General features: G+C 48.9%; 32 protein-coding genes. All 32 read left to right on the plus strand.

Annotation, left to right across the window (positions count from 1 at the left end; translation table 11 throughout):
- Nucleotides 1-87: elongation factor Tu (locus JW984_09535; GenBank protein ID MBN1573421.1), on the plus strand; the 87-nt coding region annotated here is incomplete at its 5' end.
- A gap of 135 nt (nt 88-222) precedes the next feature.
- Nucleotides 223-531, plus strand: coding sequence for a 30S ribosomal protein S10 (gene rpsJ, locus JW984_09540; protein MBN1573422.1), 309 nt, complete (start codon nt 223-225; stop codon nt 529-531).
- Between the two features lie 166 nt (nt 532-697).
- Complete coding sequence (rplC, locus tag JW984_09545) at nt 698-1,327, plus strand: 50S ribosomal protein L3 (protein MBN1573423.1); 630 nt, start codon at nt 698-700, stop codon at nt 1,325-1,327.
- Between the two features lie 15 nt (nt 1,328-1,342).
- A complete protein-coding gene (gene rplD / locus JW984_09550; GenBank protein ID MBN1573424.1) occupies nt 1,343-1,969 on the plus strand; it encodes a 50S ribosomal protein L4 in 627 nt (208 codons plus the stop codon).
- The gene (locus JW984_09555; protein MBN1573425.1) at nt 1,966-2,256 is read left to right on the plus strand and encodes a 50S ribosomal protein L23; all 291 of its coding nucleotides are present in this window, start codon (nt 1,966-1,968) and stop codon (nt 2,254-2,256) included. Before rplD ends, JW984_09555 begins: the two co-directional genes overlap by 4 nt.
- A 3-nt stretch (nt 2,257-2,259) precedes the next feature.
- Nucleotides 2,260-3,081 carry a 50S ribosomal protein L2 gene (gene rplB, locus JW984_09560; protein MBN1573426.1) on the plus strand — a complete coding sequence of 274 codons (822 nt, stop codon included), beginning with the start codon at nt 2,260-2,262 and terminating at the stop codon, nt 3,079-3,081.
- 2 nt (nt 3,082-3,083) lie between these two features.
- Nucleotides 3,084-3,371 carry a 30S ribosomal protein S19 gene (gene rpsS / locus JW984_09565; GenBank protein MBN1573427.1) on the plus strand — a complete coding sequence of 96 codons (288 nt, stop codon included), beginning with the start codon at nt 3,084-3,086 and terminating at the stop codon, nt 3,369-3,371.
- Between the two features lie 23 nt (nt 3,372-3,394).
- Nucleotides 3,395-3,721, plus strand: a complete 327-nt coding sequence (gene rplV / locus JW984_09570; GenBank protein MBN1573428.1) for a 50S ribosomal protein L22 — start codon at nt 3,395-3,397, stop codon at nt 3,719-3,721.
- A gap of 243 nt (nt 3,722-3,964) precedes the next feature.
- Nucleotides 3,965-4,612 carry a 30S ribosomal protein S3 gene (gene rpsC / locus JW984_09575; protein ID MBN1573429.1) on the plus strand — a complete coding sequence of 216 codons (648 nt, stop codon included), beginning with the start codon at nt 3,965-3,967 and terminating at the stop codon, nt 4,610-4,612.
- A gap of 24 nt (nt 4,613-4,636) precedes the next feature.
- Nucleotides 4,637-5,059 carry a 50S ribosomal protein L16 gene (gene rplP / locus JW984_09580; GenBank protein MBN1573430.1) on the plus strand — a complete coding sequence of 141 codons (423 nt, stop codon included), beginning with the start codon at nt 4,637-4,639 and terminating at the stop codon, nt 5,057-5,059.
- Nucleotides 5,049-5,267 (plus strand): 50S ribosomal protein L29, encoded by a 219-nt coding sequence (gene rpmC, locus JW984_09585; protein ID MBN1573431.1) that lies wholly within the window; start codon nt 5,049-5,051, stop codon nt 5,265-5,267. Before rplP ends, rpmC begins: the two co-directional genes overlap by 11 nt.
- Nucleotides 5,257-5,514: a 30S ribosomal protein S17 gene (gene rpsQ, locus JW984_09590; GenBank protein ID MBN1573432.1), complete on the plus strand. Its 258-nt coding sequence runs from the start codon at nt 5,257-5,259 to the stop codon at nt 5,512-5,514. Before rpmC ends, rpsQ begins: the two co-directional genes overlap by 11 nt.
- 22 nt (nt 5,515-5,536) lie before the next feature.
- Nucleotides 5,537-5,905, plus strand: coding sequence for a 50S ribosomal protein L14 (gene rplN / locus JW984_09595; protein MBN1573433.1), 369 nt, complete (start codon nt 5,537-5,539; stop codon nt 5,903-5,905).
- 22 nt (nt 5,906-5,927) lie between these two features.
- Nucleotides 5,928-6,260 carry a 50S ribosomal protein L24 gene (locus tag JW984_09600; GenBank protein ID MBN1573434.1) on the plus strand — a complete coding sequence of 111 codons (333 nt, stop codon included), beginning with the start codon at nt 5,928-5,930 and terminating at the stop codon, nt 6,258-6,260.
- A gap of 9 nt (nt 6,261-6,269) precedes the next feature.
- Nucleotides 6,270-6,809: a 50S ribosomal protein L5 gene (gene rplE / locus JW984_09605; GenBank protein ID MBN1573435.1), complete on the plus strand. Its 540-nt coding sequence runs from the start codon at nt 6,270-6,272 to the stop codon at nt 6,807-6,809.
- A 33-nt stretch (nt 6,810-6,842) separates the two neighbouring features.
- Nucleotides 6,843-7,028 (plus strand): type Z 30S ribosomal protein S14, encoded by a 186-nt coding sequence (locus JW984_09610; protein ID MBN1573436.1) that lies wholly within the window; start codon nt 6,843-6,845, stop codon nt 7,026-7,028.
- 16 nt (nt 7,029-7,044) lie between these two features.
- Nucleotides 7,045-7,443, plus strand: a complete 399-nt coding sequence (rpsH, locus tag JW984_09615) for a 30S ribosomal protein S8 (GenBank protein ID MBN1573437.1) — start codon at nt 7,045-7,047, stop codon at nt 7,441-7,443.
- A 309-nt stretch (nt 7,444-7,752) separates the two neighbouring features.
- Complete coding sequence (rplF, locus tag JW984_09620; GenBank protein MBN1573438.1) at nt 7,753-8,289, plus strand: 50S ribosomal protein L6; 537 nt, start codon at nt 7,753-7,755, stop codon at nt 8,287-8,289.
- 11 nt (nt 8,290-8,300) lie between these two features.
- Nucleotides 8,301-8,675, plus strand: coding sequence for a 50S ribosomal protein L18 (locus tag JW984_09625; protein ID MBN1573439.1), 375 nt, complete (start codon nt 8,301-8,303; stop codon nt 8,673-8,675).
- A 29-nt stretch (nt 8,676-8,704) separates the two neighbouring features.
- On the plus strand, nt 8,705-9,211 hold the full coding sequence (rpsE, locus tag JW984_09630) for a 30S ribosomal protein S5 (protein ID MBN1573440.1): 507 nt from the start codon (nt 8,705-8,707) through the stop codon (nt 9,209-9,211).
- Nucleotides 9,212-9,260: 49 nt separating this feature from the next.
- Nucleotides 9,261-9,452, plus strand: coding sequence for a 50S ribosomal protein L30 (rpmD, locus tag JW984_09635; protein MBN1573441.1), 192 nt, complete (start codon nt 9,261-9,263; stop codon nt 9,450-9,452).
- A gap of 3 nt (nt 9,453-9,455) precedes the next feature.
- On the plus strand, nt 9,456-9,896 hold the full coding sequence (rplO, locus tag JW984_09640) for a 50S ribosomal protein L15 (protein MBN1573442.1): 441 nt from the start codon (nt 9,456-9,458) through the stop codon (nt 9,894-9,896).
- Nucleotides 9,897-11,225: a preprotein translocase subunit SecY gene (gene secY / locus JW984_09645; protein MBN1573443.1), complete on the plus strand. Its 1,329-nt coding sequence runs from the start codon at nt 9,897-9,899 to the stop codon at nt 11,223-11,225.
- 217 nt (nt 11,226-11,442) lie between these two features.
- Nucleotides 11,443-12,099 carry an adenylate kinase gene (locus JW984_09650; protein MBN1573444.1) on the plus strand — a complete coding sequence of 219 codons (657 nt, stop codon included), beginning with the start codon at nt 11,443-11,445 and terminating at the stop codon, nt 12,097-12,099.
- Between the two features lie 28 nt (nt 12,100-12,127).
- Nucleotides 12,128-12,346 carry a translation initiation factor IF-1 gene (gene infA / locus JW984_09655; protein ID MBN1573445.1) on the plus strand — a complete coding sequence of 73 codons (219 nt, stop codon included), beginning with the start codon at nt 12,128-12,130 and terminating at the stop codon, nt 12,344-12,346.
- Nucleotides 12,347-12,386: 40 nt separating this feature from the next.
- Nucleotides 12,387-12,500, plus strand: a complete 114-nt coding sequence (gene rpmJ / locus JW984_09660) for a 50S ribosomal protein L36 (GenBank protein MBN1573446.1) — start codon at nt 12,387-12,389, stop codon at nt 12,498-12,500.
- A 21-nt stretch (nt 12,501-12,521) separates the two neighbouring features.
- Complete coding sequence (gene rpsM / locus JW984_09665) at nt 12,522-12,887, plus strand: 30S ribosomal protein S13 (protein MBN1573447.1); 366 nt, start codon at nt 12,522-12,524, stop codon at nt 12,885-12,887.
- Between the two features lie 9 nt (nt 12,888-12,896).
- The gene (rpsK, locus tag JW984_09670) at nt 12,897-13,289 is read left to right on the plus strand and encodes a 30S ribosomal protein S11 (GenBank protein MBN1573448.1); all 393 of its coding nucleotides are present in this window, start codon (nt 12,897-12,899) and stop codon (nt 13,287-13,289) included.
- 40 nt (nt 13,290-13,329) lie between these two features.
- Nucleotides 13,330-13,956 carry a 30S ribosomal protein S4 gene (rpsD, locus tag JW984_09675; protein ID MBN1573449.1) on the plus strand — a complete coding sequence of 209 codons (627 nt, stop codon included), beginning with the start codon at nt 13,330-13,332 and terminating at the stop codon, nt 13,954-13,956.
- Nucleotides 13,957-14,003: 47 nt separating this feature from the next.
- Nucleotides 14,004-15,032, plus strand: coding sequence for a DNA-directed RNA polymerase subunit alpha (locus JW984_09680; GenBank protein MBN1573450.1), 1,029 nt, complete (start codon nt 14,004-14,006; stop codon nt 15,030-15,032).
- A gap of 209 nt (nt 15,033-15,241) precedes the next feature.
- Nucleotides 15,242-15,847, plus strand: a complete 606-nt coding sequence (rplQ, locus tag JW984_09685; protein MBN1573451.1) for a 50S ribosomal protein L17 — start codon at nt 15,242-15,244, stop codon at nt 15,845-15,847.
- A 302-nt stretch (nt 15,848-16,149) separates the two neighbouring features.
- Nucleotides 16,150-17,082, plus strand: coding sequence for an efflux RND transporter periplasmic adaptor subunit (locus tag JW984_09690; GenBank protein ID MBN1573452.1), 933 nt, complete (start codon nt 16,150-16,152; stop codon nt 17,080-17,082).
- Nucleotides 17,083-17,105 lie beyond the last annotated feature (23 nt).

Consider the following 17,105-nt stretch of genomic DNA (forward strand, 5'->3'; position numbering starts at 1 on the left):
ATAGCGATGGAGAAGGAGCTTCGGTTTGCCATCCGTGAGGGAGGCCGCACGGTGGGCGCGGGCGTAATCAGCGAAATCATCGAATAGATCGATGCCGGGGGAGGGAGAGGAAGGGATAAGGGGGAAGAATGATAGAAATGATAGAGGGGATGAATGACGAGGGGAGAGAGAGTGAGTGCCAAGGAGTTAGGAAGATAAGTGCCAAGGAATGAGGAAGGATAAATGCCAGCACAAAAGATAAGGATAAAGCTCAAGGCCTATGACCATAAGCTTCTCGACCAGTCGGCCGGTGAGATTATCGAGACGGCAAAGAGATCGGGAGCCACGGTGGCGGGGCCGATACCCCTTCCCACGGTGATCAACAAGTACTGTGTCTTGAGATCTCCCCATATAGACAAGAAGTCGAGAGAGCAGTTCGAGATAAGGACACACAAGAGGCTTCTGGATATCCTCGATCCGACCCAGCAGACGGTGGACGCCCTGATGCGGCTCGACCTCTCCGCCGGGGTGGACGTGGAGATAAAGCTTTAAAGCGTGGGAGTCGGTAAGGTTGGTGAGGAATTGGGGTGGTTAATGGGGGTGCAAGGGTTGAGGGTGCTTGGTTGGTAAGCAGGGGGATAACAGGGATCAAGTTTTTGTGCGGGCAGGGGATCTTTTGAATTTTGATAAAGGATTTTAGTTCGAAAAGGAGTATGAGATGCCGGGCGGCATGATTGGAAAAAAGCTGGGTATGACCCAAATATTTGACGAGTCGGGAAACTCGGTTTCCGTGACCGTTATAGAGGCTGGTCCATGCGCCGTCTTGGATATCAGAACGCCCAAGAAGAACGGTTATGCGTCCGTGGCCTTGGGTTTTGACCAAAAAGATATTAACAACGTAAATAAGCCGAAGAGGGGATTCTTTGAAAGGGCGGGCGAAGTTGCGTACAGGGTCATCAGGGAGTTTCGTCTCCCCGCGGATGAGCTGGAAAAATATAAACTTGGACAAATTATTACCGCCGATTGTTTTAAGATCGGTGATGTAATTAACGTTACGGGTCGCTCGAAGGGAAAGGGTTTTGCCGGTGTTGTGAAGAGGTGGGGATTTTCCGGCGGCAGGAAAACCCACGGGTCTCGCTTTCACAGGGCGCCGGGATCGATAGGTATGTGTGCTTGGCCGGCGAGGACGTTGAAAGGCAAGAAGCTCCCGGGTCACAAGGGGAGCGAGAGGGTCACCGTAAAAAACCTTGTCGTGGTTGACGTCAAAAAAGAGAGAAACGTGATACTGGTTAAGGGAGCGATCCCTGGGGCCAAAAACGGTATAGTCGAAGTCAAGGGAAAATCATAGATTCGGAGCTGATAAATGCCCAGCGTGGATATATATAATACAAATAAGGAAGTGGTGGACAAAATCACCCTCAAGGAGGAGATTTTCGATACCGATATCAAGAGTCACCTTTTTTACGATGTCGTCAAGATGCAGCAGGCAAACCGCAGAAGCGGGACTGCATCCACAAAGGGGAGGGCGGAAGTAAGCGGGGGTGGAAAGAAGCCCTACAGGCAAAAGGGGACGGGACGTGCCAGGGCGGGCTCCTCCAGATCGCCCATTTGGACCGGCGGTGGCGTGATCTTCGGTCCAAAACCCCGCGACTATTCCTATAAGGTGCCGAAGAAGGTGAGAAGGGCCGCCTTAAAGAGTGCCCTAACAAAAAAGCTTAAGGATAATAAGATGATCATAGTGGATGGGCTCGATCTCCCGGAAATAAAGACGAAGATCATCATGGATATATTAATAAAGCTCGAATGCGGCAGCGGTCAGACCCTTATAGTTGTTCCCGAGCGGGATAGAAACCTCGATCTTTCTTCGAGAAACATCAAGGAAGTCAAGGTGCTGCCGGTCAAGGGACTTAACGTATTTGATGTGCTGAAATACGATAACATTGTGGTCACCCGTCCCGCCGTGGAACTGATAGAAAAGGCGCTGTTATGAAAGAGTATTACGACATACTTCTCGAGCCGATAATAACCGAGAAGAGCAACGTTCAGAAGGAGATAGCCCAGCAGGTCACGTTCAAGGTTCCGGTCTGGGCATCCAAGATACAGGTCAGAGAGGCCGTCGAGAAGGTCTTTAAAAAGAAGGTTGTGAACGTGCGCACCGTTATGCTGAAGGGGAAGGTTAAGCGGTTCGGGAGATCTCAGGGCAAGAGGCCGGATTGGAAAAAGGCGATAGTGAAGCTGAAACCGGGGGAATATATCGAGTTCTTTGAGGGAGTATAAGAGATGGCGATAAAAAAATATAATCCCACCTCTCCCGGGAGGAGATTTCAGGAGGTTTCGGACTTTTCCGATATAACCGAGAGACGTCCCGAAAGATCGCTCCTCGCCCCGAAGAAGAGCACCGGGGGAAGAAACAACAAGGGCAGGGTAACCATGAGGCACCGCGGCGGCGGTCACAAGAAGCGCTATAGAATCATTGATTTCAAGCGTGATAAGTGGGAGATCCCGGCAAAGGTCGCCACTATAGAGTACGATCCGAACCGCTCCGCCAGAATTGCCCTGTTGCATTACGCAGACGGCGAAAAGAGATACATAATAGCTCCCTTGGGACTTAATGTGGGGGACATGATAAAGACATCCAAAACGGCGGAGATAAAACCGGGAAACGTAATGCCCTTAAAGGATATCCCCCTCGGAACACAGATCCACAACGTTGAGATGAAACCCGGAAAAGGGGGACAGGTGGTTCGCTCCGCCGGGGGCTCCGCCCAGTTGATGGCAAAAGAGGGCAAGTACTCCCAGCTGAAGCTTCCCTCCGGAGAGGTGAGGATGTTCCTGCAGGATTGCCTGGCCACAATAGGCGAGGTGGGAAATCAGGAACACAGCAACATAAGCATAGGAAAGGCGGGGAGGTCAAGGTGGCTCGGGAAAAGGCCCAAGGTAAGGGGCGTTGCGATGAATCCCGTCGACCATCCCCACGGCGGAGGCGAGGGAAAGTCTTCGGGAGGAAGACACCCGGTAACTCCCTGGGGAGTGCCGACGAAGGGGCATAAGACGAGAAAGAACAAAACGACCGATCAATTCATTGTCAAGAGGAGAAAGTAGTTATGCCAAGATCGCTGAAAAAGGGGCCGTTCATAGACGATCATCTTTTAAAAAAGATCGAAAAGGCACAACAGGAGGGGGATCGTCAGGTCATAAAAACTTGGTCAAGGAGGTCCACCATAATCCCTGAGATGGTGGGATTGACCATAGCGGTTCACAGCGGCAAGAAATTTATTCCGGTCTTCGTAACCGAAAATATGGTGGGCTATAAGCTTGGGGAGTTTTCTCCCACGAGAACCTTTTACGGCCACGCTGCTGATAAAAAATCTAAGCTCAGGGGCAGGAAATAATAAAGGGAGTTTACGAGGTTGAAATGAAAGCCAGGGCCAAATATATAAGGATCTCGCCCTTTAAGGTGAGGCCGGTTGTGGACCTTGTCAGGGGCAAAGACGTGGGCGAGGCAAAGGAGATACTGTCCCTGACTCATAAAAAGGCCTCGAGCGTCGTCGAAAAGCTGATCGACAGCGCGGTGGCGAATGCCAGCATTAGAGACGATATAGATGTGGATAACCTCTACGTGGGAAAGATATTCGTGGACGAGGGCCCCACATGGAAAAGGTTCAGGCCCAGGGCGATGGGGAGATACACCAGGATATTCAAGAGGACATGCCACATAACCGTAATCCTGGATGAGAGGTAATCGAACCGGTCGGGAGTTGGGCAATGGGGGAGATGGAATAGTGAATGAAGTGGGGGATGCGGCGATTAGTGAAGTGGGGGATGGGGCGATTAATATGATCGGAATTGGAGTAAAATACAAAGAGTAAAATATAAAACTAGGGATGGGGGAACGGGAACGTGGGGTGTGTTTGGGGTGGTAGTAGATAAATTACATCGGGTTTGGTTAGGATGGCAGGAAAAAAATGATCAACGGGAGGAAAAAGTGGGACAAAAGGTAAATCCCATAGGCCTTAGGCTAGGGATCATCAAGGATTGGAATTCCAAGTGGTTCGCCAACAAGGAGTACCAGCAGAACCTCCATAATGATCTGGCGATAAGGAAGAGCATCAAGGAGAAGTTCTATCACGCCGGCATCGCCAAGATAGAGATCGAGCGGGCGGCCGGGAAGGCCTCGGTAAATATTTATACGGCCCGTCCGGGAATCATAATAGGAAGAAAAGGGGCTGAGATAGAAAACATCAGACGTGATCTGATGAAGATAACCGGAACCGATGTGGCGATTAATATTAAAGAGGTAAGAAAACCGGAGGCCAACGCTCAGCTCATCGCCGAAAACGTAGCCACGCAACTTGAGAAAAGAGTCTCTTTTAGACGGGCTATGAAAAAGGCGGTTTTTACCGCCATGAAGCTCGGAGTGGAGGGAGTGAGAATCTCGTGCGCAGGCAGGCTCGGCGGGGCGGAGATGGCCAGAAGGGAGTGGTACAGGGAGGGGAGAGTTCCCCTTCATACATTAAGGGCGGATATTGATTACGGGACGGCCGTCTCTAAAACAACATATGGAATAATAGGGATCAAAGTCTGGGTTTTCAACGGCGAGGTAATGCCGGGCGATTCACCCACCTCCCTGTAAGAATAGATAGCGGAGCATATAGCGATGTTAAGTCCGAAAAAGGTTAAATACAGAAAGATGCAAAAGGGAAGAATGAGGGGTGTCCGTATAAGCGGTTCAAGCCTGAACTTCGGTGACTATGGACTCCAGGCGTTGACCTCCGGCTGGGTATCCGCAAGGCAGATCGAGGCCGCCCGTATCGCTATGACAAGGTACGTAAAGAGGGGCGGAAAAATCTGGATCAGGGTCTTCCCGGACAAGCCCATAACGAAAAAGCCCGCGGAGACCAGAATGGGCAAAGGAAAGGGAAACGTGGAGGGATGGGTGGCCGTGGTTAGACCCGGAAGGATCATGTATGAAATGGAGGGAGTTAGGGAAGAACAGGCCCGGGAGGCCTTCAGGCTTGCTTCCCACAAGCTTTCGGTGAGGACGAGGTTTGTCAAAAGGAGTTCGGAAAATGAAGGCTAGTGATCTGAGAGATCTCTCGGTGGAAGAGCTGATGGATCGTGAAGAAACCCTCTCTCAAGAACTCTTTAACTTGAGGTTTCAGAGGGCGGCCAATCAGCTCGAAAATAAAATGAAGATAAGGTTAACCAAAAGGGACAGGGCGAGGGTGCTGACGGTTATAAAGGAAAAGATGCTCGAAGAAGAGAGGAAAAAAGGAGATGGCGACTAGCGGTAAAAGACGCACATTAACAGGAATGGTGGTCAGCGATAAGATGGACAAGACAATTGTTGTGGAGGTTCAGCGTAAGCTTATGCACCCCATTTACAAAAAGTTTATAAACAAAAGAAAAAGATACATGGCTCACGATTCCGAAAACCAGTGCGGAATCGGCGATAAGGTAGTTATACTCGAAAGCAGACCGTTGAGCAGAAAAAAACGTTGGGTTCTAAGGGAGGTCCTCGAAAAGGCCGAATAGGTCTAAAGCGAGGTTGATCGTTATGATTCAGATGCAGACCATTTTAAACGTGGCCGATAACTCAGGCGCAAAAAAGCTCTTTACAATAAAAGTGCTTGGGGGATCGAGGGTAAAATATGCCTCCCTTGGGGATATAGTGACCGTTTCGGTAAGGGAAGCTATACCTAATTCCAAGGTAAAGAAGGGCGATGTCGTCAAGGCGGTTGTCGTAAGGACGAAAAAGGAAGTGCGCAGACCCGACGGAACATACATCAAATTCGATGACAACTCCGCGGTGTTGATAAATGCCCAGGGGGAGCCTATAGGAACCCGAATTTTTGGACCCGTTGCGAGGGAGCTTCGTGCCAAGAGGTTCATGAAGATCGTCTCTCTCGCCCCGGAAGTCTTATAGAGGTGTGAAAGGGGGGGAGTTAATGGCCACCAGATTAAAGACAAAAATAAAAAAGAACGACACGGTTCAGGTAATTTCAGGAAAGCACAAGGACGAGAAGGGAAAGGTCTTGAGGGTGAATCTCGAAAAGGGACAAGTTATCGTAGAGAAGATAAACTTCATCAAGAGACATATGAGACCGAGCTCGGCCCACAGGCAGGGAGGAATCATCGAAAAGGAGGGTCCCATTCAAATATCCAACGTGATGATCGTCTGCCCCAAGTGCAACGTTCCTGTAAAGGTGGGGAAAAAGGTCTTGGAAGACGGCAAGAAGGTGAGATTCTGTAAAAGATGTGATGAAATTTTAGATAGATAGTGACGGATTATGGCTCGTTTAAAAGAATATTACAAAACAGAGGTAGTACCCCAGCTTAAGAAGGATTTCGGGTACGATAACATTATGCAGGTCCCCAAGATTACGAAGATAGTCGTGAATATGGGACTTGGAGAGGCGCTCCAAAACATAAAGGTATTGGAAAGCGCATCCGAAGAGATCGCCTCAATTACGGGGCAAAAACCGGTGATCACCCGGGCAAAAAAATCAATCGCATCCTTCAAGCTGAGAGATGGAAATCCCATAGGCTGCATGGTGACTTTGAGAAGGGAGAAAATGTATGAATTTCTCGACCGTCTCATTAATATCGCTCTCGCAAGGGTCAGGGATTTCAGGGGCGTAAGCCCTAAAGGATTTGACGGAAGGGGAAATTATACGCTGGGAATAAAAGAACAGATCATTTTCCCGGAAATCAGCTACGACAAGATTGATAAGATCAAGGGCATGAATATAACGATAGTAACCACGGCCAATACCGACGATGAAGGAAGGGCTTTGCTGGCATATTTTGGGATGCCCTTTGGTGGTTAATTGATATTGCTGATTAGCAAAAAGGAGATTTGAGTGGCAAAGAAGTCGATAATTGCCAAGGCAAAGAGGAAGAAAAAGTTTCAGGTGAGGGAGTATAACCGTTGTCCCATCTGCGGAAGGCCCAGGGCATACTACCGAAAATTCGATATGTGCAGGATTTGTCTCAGGCAACTGGCTTCCCGGGGAGATATACCCGGAATGATTAAGTCCAGCTGGTAGCGAGGAGAAACTTAAAATGACAATGACCGATCCCATTGCCGATATGCTCACACGTATAAGAAACGCCCAGATGGCAAAACACGAAAGCGTGGACATATCTTCATCTAAGATGAAATTGGCAATTGCAGAGATACTGAAAGAAGAAGGTTATATACTGGACTACAAGGAGCTCAAGGACGACAAACACCAGATAATAAGAATTCGTCTTAAATATATCGAAGACGGCGATCTGGTAATAAAAAAGATCGAGAGGGTGTCAAAGCCGGGCCGTCGTATATACGTAAACAGCAAAGAGATCCCGCACGTCTTGAGGGGCTACGGTATTTCAATACTCTCCACATCGAAGGGAATAATGTCGGATCGGAAGGCAAGAAAGGAAAAGGTCGGCGGAGAACTCCTAATTAAGGTCTGGTGATGACGGGTTGAGGGAGGGTCGTGGATCGAGGGAAGGCGGGTTGAGGAGGGGGAAATTAAATATGGGTGGGGAGCAAGAGGGGCAAAGATCAATGGGGAAATGGGGATAAAGGGGACAAGGATTAGGGGGGTGGGGGTCAAGGGAGTAGTGGAGCAAGTGGGTCAGGGAGCAAAGGGAGGAAAGCGTTGTCGAGAGGCAAACATTATTGAGCGGCAGGCATTATTAAAAATATCTTTTGTGTTATTTGGGCACGGGCCCAACAAGTGATGCAATTACTTACAATGAAAAATAGAGGTTGAATAGTAGAAGATGTCAAGGATAGGCAAAAAGCCCGTTCCAATACCGGAAGGAGTCGAGGTCGTTGTCAAGGATGGAGAGATCGTGGTGACCGGCCCAAGGGGGAGCCTCAGCCAATCCATCCCATCGGAGGTCACCGTTAAGGTGGAAAATAACGGGATAGTCGTGACCTCGGATAAAGATTTAAGGAAATCTAAAGCGTTTCAGGGTCTTTGCAGGGCGCTGATAGACAACATGGTTGTCGGTGTTTCCAATGGGATCACTAAATCCCTGGAGATAAATGGATTGGGCTACAGGGCCGATGTCGATGGAAATGAACTCGTGTTGAACCTAGGCTATTCCAATCCTGTCAGGTTTGGGCTTCCCGATGGAATAACGGCGAGTGTAGAAAAAAATACACTAATAACGATTCAAGGCATAGACAAGCAGCTGGTTGGTCAGGTGGCCGCGAATATAAGAAATTTAAGAAAGCCCGAGCCTTACAAGGGGAAGGGAATCAAGTATGCTGGTGAGAAGATCAGGAGAAAGGCCGGGAAGACCGGCGCTTAAGGAGTAATGCCGTGAAGAAGCTGTCAAAGAGTGTTTCAGGGAGAATTAGGAGAAAAAAGCGGATAAAGCTGAAGATAAGGGGAACTTCAGCCAAGCCGAGGCTCTGCGTTTTCAGAAGCGCAAAACATATTTATGCCCAGATTGTCGACGATAGTCTCAGGGTGACTCTGGCCAGTTCGTCAAGCGTGGATAAGGAAATCGCAAAGAAGTTCGGGAAAGGCGGCGGGGGAAATATAGGAGCCGCCAAAATAGTGGGTAAAAGCATCGCGGAGAAGGCCGGAGCAAAAGGGATAAAAACGGTGGTTTTCGACCGGGGCGGCTATCTCTACCACGGGAGGGTAAAGGCGCTGGCCGATGCGGCGAGAGAAAGAGGGCTGGAGTTTTAGGGACCATGATATTTTATGGAGATTAAATCATGTCGTTTTTTCCTGACGAAAATGAATTCATAGACAAGGTAGTTCATATAAACCGGGTGGCGAAGGTCGTAAAGGGGGGAAGGCGCTTTTCGTTTTCAGCAATGGTAGTTGTGGGCGACGGAAAAGGCCAGGTGGGATACGGAATGGGTAAAGCCCAGGAGGTCCCGGAGGCTATAAGGAAGGGAATCGAGAAAGCGAAGAAGAACATGATAAAGGTACCTCTCTTGAAATCCACCATTCCGTTCGATGTCATAGGGAGGTACGGGGCTGGGAAGGTCATGCTGAAATCGGCCTCTGAGGGAACCGGGATCATCGCGGGCGGGGCCGTCAGGGCCGTTGTTGAGACGGCGGGGATAAAAAACATCCTCACCAAGTGTCTCGGTTCACACAATCCCCACAACCTCGTTAAGGCCACCATCGACGGCTTAACCCAGCTTAGAACACCTGAGGATATTGCCCGGATTCGCGGCAAATCGGTTGAAAATTTGGGCGTGGAAAAGAAGTAATAGATAACTCATATAGTTAAAGTTAAATGGCGAAGGGGACGGCAGAACAATGAGTAAAAAGCAAACGAAGACCATAAGCGTGACTCAGACCAGGAGCGGTATCGGAAGACCCGAAAAACATAAAAAGGTCCTGAAGGGAATGGGTCTCGGCAAGATGCACAGGACCGTCGAGCTTCCCGACACCCCCGAGAGCTGGGGGATGATAAAGAAAGTCATTCACCTTGTTGAGGTAAAGGAGTAGGAGATGGATCTTTCCAACCTGAAACCAAGAGAAGGGGCCATAAAAAAGAAAAAGAGGGTGGCCCGGGGAGAGGCCGGAAAAGGCGGAAAGACGGCGGGACGGGGCTATAATGGGCAGAATTCCCGCTCCGGGGGGAAGGTAAGGCCCGGCTTCGAGGGGGGACAGATGCCCCTGGCAAGGAGGCTTCCCAAGAGGGGATTCAAGAACCTCTTTAAAAAGGATTACTCGATAATAAACCTCAGAGACCTGAGCAGGTTCGAGGTAAACGGCGTTGTGGACACAGACGAGTTGATGAAGGAAAAGAAGATAGATAAGGCGAAAAACGGTATCAAGGTGTTGGGTGTGGGGGAGGTCAAAAAGGCCCTTACCGTCAAGGCCCACAAATTTTCAAAGTCCGCAAAGGAGAAAATAGAGGCCTGCGGTGGAAAGGTGGAGGTGATCTAAGTGACGTCGGGATTCCAGAATATATTTAAAATCCCTGAGCTCAAAAACAGGATTCTAATAACCTTTGCGCTTCTGGCGGTCTACAGGGTCGGTATCCACATCCCAACGCCGGGCACCGATACAGCAGCCCTCTCCGCCTTTTTCGACAGCGCCTCGGGCACACTCTTTGGATTCTTCGACATGTTTTCGGGCGGCGGATTGAGTAACCTCTCGGTCTTCGCCCTGGGGATTATGCCCTACATCAGCGCCTCCATTATCCTCCAGCTCTTGACGGTGGTTATACCTTATCTCGAGAGGCTGTCAAAAGAGGGGGAGGAGGGCAGAAAAAAGATCACCCAGTATACACGCTACGGGACGGTGGTCCTCTCGGCGTTTCAGGGATTCGCCATAAGCTTCGGACTGGAGCAGATGCAGAGCCCCTTCGGGGACCCCATCGTTCTCGATCCCGGCTGGTCATTCAGGATCATGACGATGATTACACTTACCGCCGGCACCGCCTTCATAATGTGGCTCGGCGAGCAGATCACCGAGAGGGGAATCGGAAACGGAATCTCCCTTATAATATTCGCCGGAATCGTGGCGAGGATGCCCGCCGCCATTCTGCAGTCCATCGGCCTTGTCGGCGAGGCGGGAATATCGCCCCTAAGCTTCCTCATAATCTTGGCCGTGATGATTGTTGTAGTTGCGGCGATTATTTATATGGAACGGGGACAGAGAAGGCTCCCCGTGCAATATGCAAAGCGGGTTGTGGGAAGAAAGATGTACGGCGGGAGCAGCACGCATCTCCCGTTGAGGATAAATACGTCCGGGGTTATCCCGCCGATATTTGCCTCATCAATACTCATGTTTCCGCTGACTATTTTCAACTTTCTGCCGAAAAATATCAGTGATAGTCATCCGTGGATACTCTCTCTGCAAAACCAGTTCAGCCCGGTGGCCCCGTTGTACAACGTCCTCTACGTTTTATTGATCGTCTTCTTCTGCTATTTCTACACGGCGGTTACCTTTAATCCAATAGACGTCGCTGATAATATGAAGAGATACGGCGGCTTTATCCCCGGGATCAGGCCGGGGAGAAAAACTTCCGAGTATATAGACAAGGTCCTGACGAGGATCACCCTTGTGGGAGCGTTTTACGTTGCGGCGGTCTGCGTGCTGCCGACGATCCTCATAGCCCTTTACAACGTTCCGTTCTACTTCGGAGGAACGGCGCTTCTGATCGTTGTGGGTGTGGCCCTAGATACCGCCCAGCAGATAGAGTCCCACATGATAACGAGACACTACGACGGGTTTATGAAGAAGGGCAAGTTAAAGGGGAGGAGAGGATAAAAAGGGGAGTAGGGGTTGAGGTAAGGGTTGAGATGGGTAGTCGAAGCGGGGATCGAGGTGGGGGTGGACGGGGATTGTGATTTGAAATAAGAAGTGGTATAATCAAAATTTAGTATTGGAAATATCTTGGTTGTTTCAGCGTTCAACCGGATTTTTAAGTTTTTATGTTTGTTGCGTTGAAAGTTGTAGTTGATAATCTAAGGATGTGGTAAGAGCTATGTCAAACAAAAAAAACATTATTCTGTTGGGGCCCCCGGGGGCCGGTAAGGGAACCCAGGCCGTGAGAATGTCGGAAAAATATAAAATTCCTCAGATTTCCACGGGCGACATATTAAGAAGTGCCGTGGCCGCGGGGACGGAGCTCGGCAAGGAGGCGAAAAAGTTCATGGACAGGGGCGACCTTGTTCCCGACGAGGTGGTCGTGGGACTCGTGGAGGAGAGGCTCAAAGATGCTGATTGCAAAAACGGCTATATCTTGGACGGCTTCCCGAGGACCGTAAATCAGGCGAAATCCCTGGACAAGATGCTGGGAGGGAAGGGGGACGGGATCAGTCATGTAATCAGCATTGAGGTCGATAACGATGAGCTGCTGAAAAGGCTTACCGGAAGGAGAACCTGCAGGGAATGCAAGGCCATGTACCATGTTGTTTTCGAACCACCCAAATCCGAGGGCAAATGTGATAAGTGCGGCGGAGAGCTTTACCAGAGGGACGACGACAAAGAGGAGACGATAAAGGCAAGGCTCAAGGTTTATGCCGATCAGACCGAGCCCCTTATAGAATACTACAGCGAAAAGGGCCTTAAGAGGTCGATTGCCGGGAGCGGGGGAATAGACAATATTTTCAAGAAAATAACCGAGGTTTTGGAAGGATAAAGACACTCTTTTAAAGGGTAATTATTTTATGCCGAAGGAAGAGGCCATAGAGGTTGAGGGTACGGTGCAGGAGGTCCTGCCGAATGCCATGTTCAAGGTAGAGCTGGAAAATGGTCACAAGGTATTGGCGCACATCTCTGGAAAGATGAGGATGCATTTTATAAAGATCCTGAAGGGAGACAAGGTTACCGTGGAACTTTCACCATACGATCTCTCCAGAGGCAGGATAACATACCGTTCAAAATAGTCCGCATCTTTGGACCTTACAAGTTTAAGGGGGAAGATAAATGAAGGTGAGAGCATCTGTAAAGAAGATCTGCGATAAGTGCAAGATTATTAAAAGACACGGCGTTGTTCGGATAATCTGCGAGAATCCGAAACATAAACAGCGCCAGGGATAATTGTAAAAGGAGGGTAATGCTTTGGCAAGAATAGCTGGGGTGGACCTGCCCAAGAACAAGCGGATAATTATCGGTCTTACATATATATACGGTATCGGAAAGACCGTGTCAAAAAAGATTCTGGAAGAGGCCGGAATAGATTTTGATCTCAAGACCGATGACTTGACGGATAAGGATATAACCACCATAAGGGAGATAATAACCTCCAATTACACCGTTGAGGGAGACTTAAGGAAAGAGCGCTCCATGAACGTGAAGATGCTCATGGATCTGGGAAATTACAGGGGACTGAGACACAGAAAGGGCCTCCCCGTCAGGGGGCAGCGGACTTCCACAAACGCCCGAACCAGAAAGGGACCCAAGAAAGTAAAGATTAAGAGAAAATAGGAATAATAAATGGCAAAAGGTAAGAGAGTAGTCAGGAAAAAGAAGGAGAAGAAGAACGTAAACGTGGGGATTGCCCACATTCAGTCCACGTTCAATAATACCATAGTTACCATCACGGATCTTTCCGGAAACGTCCTGACGTGGTCAAGCTCCGGGATGCAGGGGTACAAGGGCTCCAGAAAGAGCACTCCGTTTGCCTCGCAGCAGGCCGCAACCGACGCCGCAAAAAAGGCGATGGAGCACGGGATGAAGACGGTAGACGTTTACGTCAAGGGGCCGGGCGCCGGCAGGGAGGCGGCCCTGAGGGCCATCCAGGCGGCCGGGCTTGAGGTTAACGTGATAAAAGACGTAACGCCGATCCCTCATAACGGATGCAGGCCGCCCAAGAGACGTAGGGTTTAGGTTTTTATTAAAGATAGTAACAGCTGATCGGAGGTTTGATTTGGCAAGGTACAGGGGTCCGGTGTGCAAGCTCTGCAGAAGAGAGGGGATGAAGCTTTTCCTTAAGGGCGACAGATGCTTTGGAGAAAAATGCGCCATCGAGAGACGCAATTATCCCCCCGGAGAGCATGGTCAGGGAAGGACCAAATTCTCGGAATATGGCAATCAGTTGAGAGAAAAACAAAAGGTGAAGAGGATGTACGGCGTGCTTGAGAGCCAGTTTCACCGTTATTTTAAAGAGGCCGAGAGAATCAAGGGTATTACGGGAGAAAACCTCTTGATACTTCTGGAGAGAAGGCTGGACAACATGGTGTATCGCCTGGGATTTGCCGGCTCCAGGAGCGAGGCGAGACAGCTCGTACGGCACAGCCATTTTCTGATAAACGGAAGAAAGGTCAACATCCCGTCGTTTTTGACAAGTCCTGATGATAAAATACAGCTGAGAGAAAAGAGCAGAAAGATAGGGAAAATACTCGATTCTCTCGAAACCGTAGCAAGACGGGGTATACCATCCTGGCTTGATTATGATAAAAATTCCTTTACCGGCACGATAAAGGCCTTGCCTTCAAGGGAAGAGCTGACTATGCCGATATCGGAAAACCTCATTGTAGAGCTATACTCCAAGTAAGATTCAAATTTCAGTGTGAGGATGGCTTTTCAAAACTGGGGGATTTTATGGGCAGTACAATTCAAGCCAATTGGCGCGAGTTAATAAAACCTAAGAAGCTTGTGGCGGATTCGGGAGAATTCAACGAATTCTACGGCAAATTCGAAGCAGAGCCCTTCGAGAGGGGTTTCGGCATAACTATCGGTAATTCCTTGAGGAGAATACTCCTCTCTTCTATTATGGGAGCCGCCGTCACTTCGGTCAAAATAAAAGATATTCTCCATGAATATACAACGGTCCCCGGGGTTGTGGAAGATGTAACGGATATTCTGTTGAATATAAAGGGAATTAGGTTCAAGCTCTTCGATGAAGGCCCGAAAACCGTAAGGATCGAGGCCGTGGGACCCGGCATCGTCAAGGCGGGAGACATCATCTGCGATGATTCGGTAAGGGTCTTCAACCCCGATCACCACATAGCCACCCTCTCAAAGGACGGCAAGCTCGGGATAGAGATGAAAGTTAAATGGGGAAGAGGCTACGTCCCGGCGGAGAGGAATAAAGATGAGGACGAACCTATAGGGACGATTCCCATAGATGCGGTTTTTTCACCCATTAAAAAGGTCAACTTTACAGTTACATCCGCAAGGGTGGGTCAGAGAACGGATTACGACAAGCTGAACCTCGAGGTCTGGACCGACGGCAGCGTCTCTCCCGAAGACAGCATCGCCTTTGCGGCGAAGATATTAAAAGAGCATATGAATATCTTTATAAACTTCGCTGAGGATGCTGAGGAATATATGGAAGAGGTGGAGGATCACAGGGAGGAATTGAACGAGAACCTTCTCAGACCGGTAAGCGAGCTCGAGCTTTCAGTCAGGTCCTCCAACTGCCTTAAAAACGCCGACATAAAATATATAGGCGACCTCGTCCAAAAGACCGAAATAGAGATGTTGAAGACGAAAAACTTCGGCAGAAAATCGCTTAACGAAATAAAAGAGATATTGAACGAGATGGGCCTGAGATTCGGCATGAAGCTGGAGAATTGGCCGCCGGAAGAGCTCTCGGAATCGGAAGAAAAGAAGACCTTCTCCGAGTAGGTGAAGGCCGGATTCGAGTGGATACGGGCAGGAATGGGGGGGGCTTAAAGGTTGTGAGATGTTTATCGGGGAATGTGTGTAGCAAATATATTTATGGGGTAGGGGGATTTAAAGGGTAAAGGGATATAGGGGGAAGGGGGATAAGTTAAGGGGGGGGACGAAAGGATTTGGGGGAAGGGGAAATTTTTTGTTTTTAAGGGAATAAAAATATGCGACATCAGAAAGCAGGAAATAGACTTGGGCGGAACTCAAGCCACAGAAAGGCCTTGATGAGGAACATGGCCACATCGCTTCTGGATTACGAGAGGATCGAGACCACGGAGGCCAAGGCAAAGGAGCTGAGGCGTTATGCCGAGAAGATGATCACCCTCGGCAAAAGGGGGGATCTCCATGCCCGCAGGCAGGCTTTATCCTTTATAAGGAAAAGGGAGGTTGTCGCAAAAATCTTCGATGAATATGCCGAGAGGTTCAAGGACAGGCCCGGTGGGTATACCCGAATAATGAAAATGGGAAGGAGGACGGGAGACAACGCTCGTATGGCAATAATCGAGTTGATCCCCGGAGAGAAGGAGAAGAAGAAAGGAAAAGAGAAAGAAAAGAAGAAAACCACCGCGGCAAAGCCGGCTAAAGTCGTAAAGGGAGACAAGGACAAGGCAAAGGAGAAGGTCAAGAAAGAGGTAAAGAAAAAAGTAAAAAAAGAGATAAATAAAAAAGCGAAAGAAACGTCTAAAGTAAAGGGAAAGGCAGAAGATAAGGATAAGGCGGCCTCAAAGAAGACGGAGAGGAAAGCCGACAAGAAGGAGGAAAAAAAGTAGAACGAAGGGGTGAAACGGGATCAATGGTAAAAAAAGGTTGGTAAAGGGGATGGGGGCAGGGGATAAGTAGGTGGAAAAGGGATCGAGAAAATAGTACTGGGGATGTATATACTTGGTAAATTAAGCGGATATATATAGGAAGGCAAATGGAAAAAATCTTGTTTATATTGAAATATTCTGATATGGAGAGGTATTTGATGGGATGAGCGGGTTAGATGGTCGATCTCGGTGTGAAAATTTAACCTGATTTGAAGGCAAGGACAATACTTGTCTTTTTTTATTGTTTTTTTTGGAGGAAGATATTGGAAAAGAGAAGCAAAAGAATATTATATATCGTTACCGCAATTATAGCCGTCCTTTTTTTGATGCTCGTTGTCAATAGAATACTGCATTCAAAATTGTTCGCAGATAAAGAGGAAGAGGTCAAAAAGGATCCCGTGACGGTTATTAAGGCAAAAAACGGAACGGTAAGAAGAACCCTTTTCTATACCGGTGACCTCCATGCGGAAAAAGAAGTGACGGTCTACTCGGTGGTTCCGGGAAAGGTCATACGCTATAATTACAAGGAGGGCGACAGCGTGGCCAAGGGAGCGGCCCTGGTGCTCCTCGAGAGAGCAGAGACCTGGGATGAGTTCAAGCCGGTAGTCGTGGAATCCCCCATCTCGGGGGTCGTTGCGATAAACCACCTCGACAGGGGGGAGTTTGCCACAACCCAGACTCCCCTTTCAATGGTTGTCGGCGGAAGGGGGATAAACGTCTTGATAAAGGTAACTGATATCGAGTTCGCCTCCATAAAGAATGGGATGGATGCCGAGCTTACCGTGCCGGCCCTTCCGGGAAAATTTTTCAAGGGCAAGATATCTAAGGTTGCGCCGGTGATTCGGAGGGATACCAGAACCGCCCCGGTCGAGATATTCTTTGAAAACGAAGATCGCCTGCTGATGTCCGGGATGTTCGGAGATATTCGTATAATTATCGAGGAGAAAGAGGGCGCGATCAACATACCTCTTGATACGATGCTCTTTGAGAAAGAGGGTATGGTAGGACCGTATTGCTTTATCGTCGAGGGGGGGAAGGTGGCAAAAAAGAGGAAGTTGGAAACAGGAATAATAGATGAAGGGAAGGTGGAGATATTGTCGGGATTAAAGGTCGGAGATAAGGTGGTCGATCTTGGGAAGGAAAGCCTAAAAGACGGCTCTGAGATTGTTATTATCGAAGAGTCCTCGGAAGAGTAAGGAATGATAGAATCGGCGATTTA

Origin of the sequence: Candidatus Zymogenus saltonus (assembly GCA_016929395.1) — a bacterium.
Classification (GTDB): domain Bacteria; phylum Desulfobacterota; class Zymogenia; order Zymogenales; family Zymogenaceae; genus Zymogenus; species Zymogenus saltonus.

Coding starts and splice junctions, on each gene's coding strand:
- rpsJ (MBN1573422.1), top strand. CDS start 223: ATGCCAGCACAAAAGATAAGGATAAAGCTCAAGGCCTATGACCATAAG.
- rplC (MBN1573423.1), top strand. CDS start 698: ATGCCGGGCGGCATGATTGGAAAAAAGCTGGGTATGACCCAAATATTT.
- rplD (MBN1573424.1), top strand. CDS start 1,343: ATGCCCAGCGTGGATATATATAATACAAATAAGGAAGTGGTGGACAAA.
- JW984_09555 (MBN1573425.1), top strand. CDS start 1,966: ATGAAAGAGTATTACGACATACTTCTCGAGCCGATAATAACCGAGAAG.
- rplB (MBN1573426.1), top strand. CDS start 2,260: ATGGCGATAAAAAAATATAATCCCACCTCTCCCGGGAGGAGATTTCAG.
- rpsS (MBN1573427.1), top strand. CDS start 3,084: ATGCCAAGATCGCTGAAAAAGGGGCCGTTCATAGACGATCATCTTTTA.
- rplV (MBN1573428.1), top strand. CDS start 3,395: ATGAAAGCCAGGGCCAAATATATAAGGATCTCGCCCTTTAAGGTGAGG.
- rplP (MBN1573430.1), top strand. CDS start 4,637: ATGTTAAGTCCGAAAAAGGTTAAATACAGAAAGATGCAAAAGGGAAGA.
- rpmC (MBN1573431.1), top strand. CDS start 5,049: ATGAAGGCTAGTGATCTGAGAGATCTCTCGGTGGAAGAGCTGATGGAT.
- rpsQ (MBN1573432.1), top strand. CDS start 5,257: ATGGCGACTAGCGGTAAAAGACGCACATTAACAGGAATGGTGGTCAGC.
- rplN (MBN1573433.1), top strand. CDS start 5,537: ATGATTCAGATGCAGACCATTTTAAACGTGGCCGATAACTCAGGCGCA.
- JW984_09600 (MBN1573434.1), top strand. CDS start 5,928: ATGGCCACCAGATTAAAGACAAAAATAAAAAAGAACGACACGGTTCAG.
- rplE (MBN1573435.1), top strand. CDS start 6,270: ATGGCTCGTTTAAAAGAATATTACAAAACAGAGGTAGTACCCCAGCTT.
- rpsH (MBN1573437.1), top strand. CDS start 7,045: ATGACAATGACCGATCCCATTGCCGATATGCTCACACGTATAAGAAAC.
- rplF (MBN1573438.1), top strand. CDS start 7,753: ATGTCAAGGATAGGCAAAAAGCCCGTTCCAATACCGGAAGGAGTCGAG.
- rpsE (MBN1573440.1), top strand. CDS start 8,705: ATGTCGTTTTTTCCTGACGAAAATGAATTCATAGACAAGGTAGTTCAT.
- rpmD (MBN1573441.1), top strand. CDS start 9,261: ATGAGTAAAAAGCAAACGAAGACCATAAGCGTGACTCAGACCAGGAGC.
- rplO (MBN1573442.1), top strand. CDS start 9,456: ATGGATCTTTCCAACCTGAAACCAAGAGAAGGGGCCATAAAAAAGAAA.
- JW984_09650 (MBN1573444.1), top strand. CDS start 11,443: ATGTCAAACAAAAAAAACATTATTCTGTTGGGGCCCCCGGGGGCCGGT.
- infA (MBN1573445.1), top strand. CDS start 12,128: ATGCCGAAGGAAGAGGCCATAGAGGTTGAGGGTACGGTGCAGGAGGTC.
- rpmJ (MBN1573446.1), top strand. CDS start 12,387: ATGAAGGTGAGAGCATCTGTAAAGAAGATCTGCGATAAGTGCAAGATT.
- rpsK (MBN1573448.1), top strand. CDS start 12,897: ATGGCAAAAGGTAAGAGAGTAGTCAGGAAAAAGAAGGAGAAGAAGAAC.
- JW984_09680 (MBN1573450.1), top strand. CDS start 14,004: ATGGGCAGTACAATTCAAGCCAATTGGCGCGAGTTAATAAAACCTAAG.
- rplQ (MBN1573451.1), top strand. CDS start 15,242: ATGCGACATCAGAAAGCAGGAAATAGACTTGGGCGGAACTCAAGCCAC.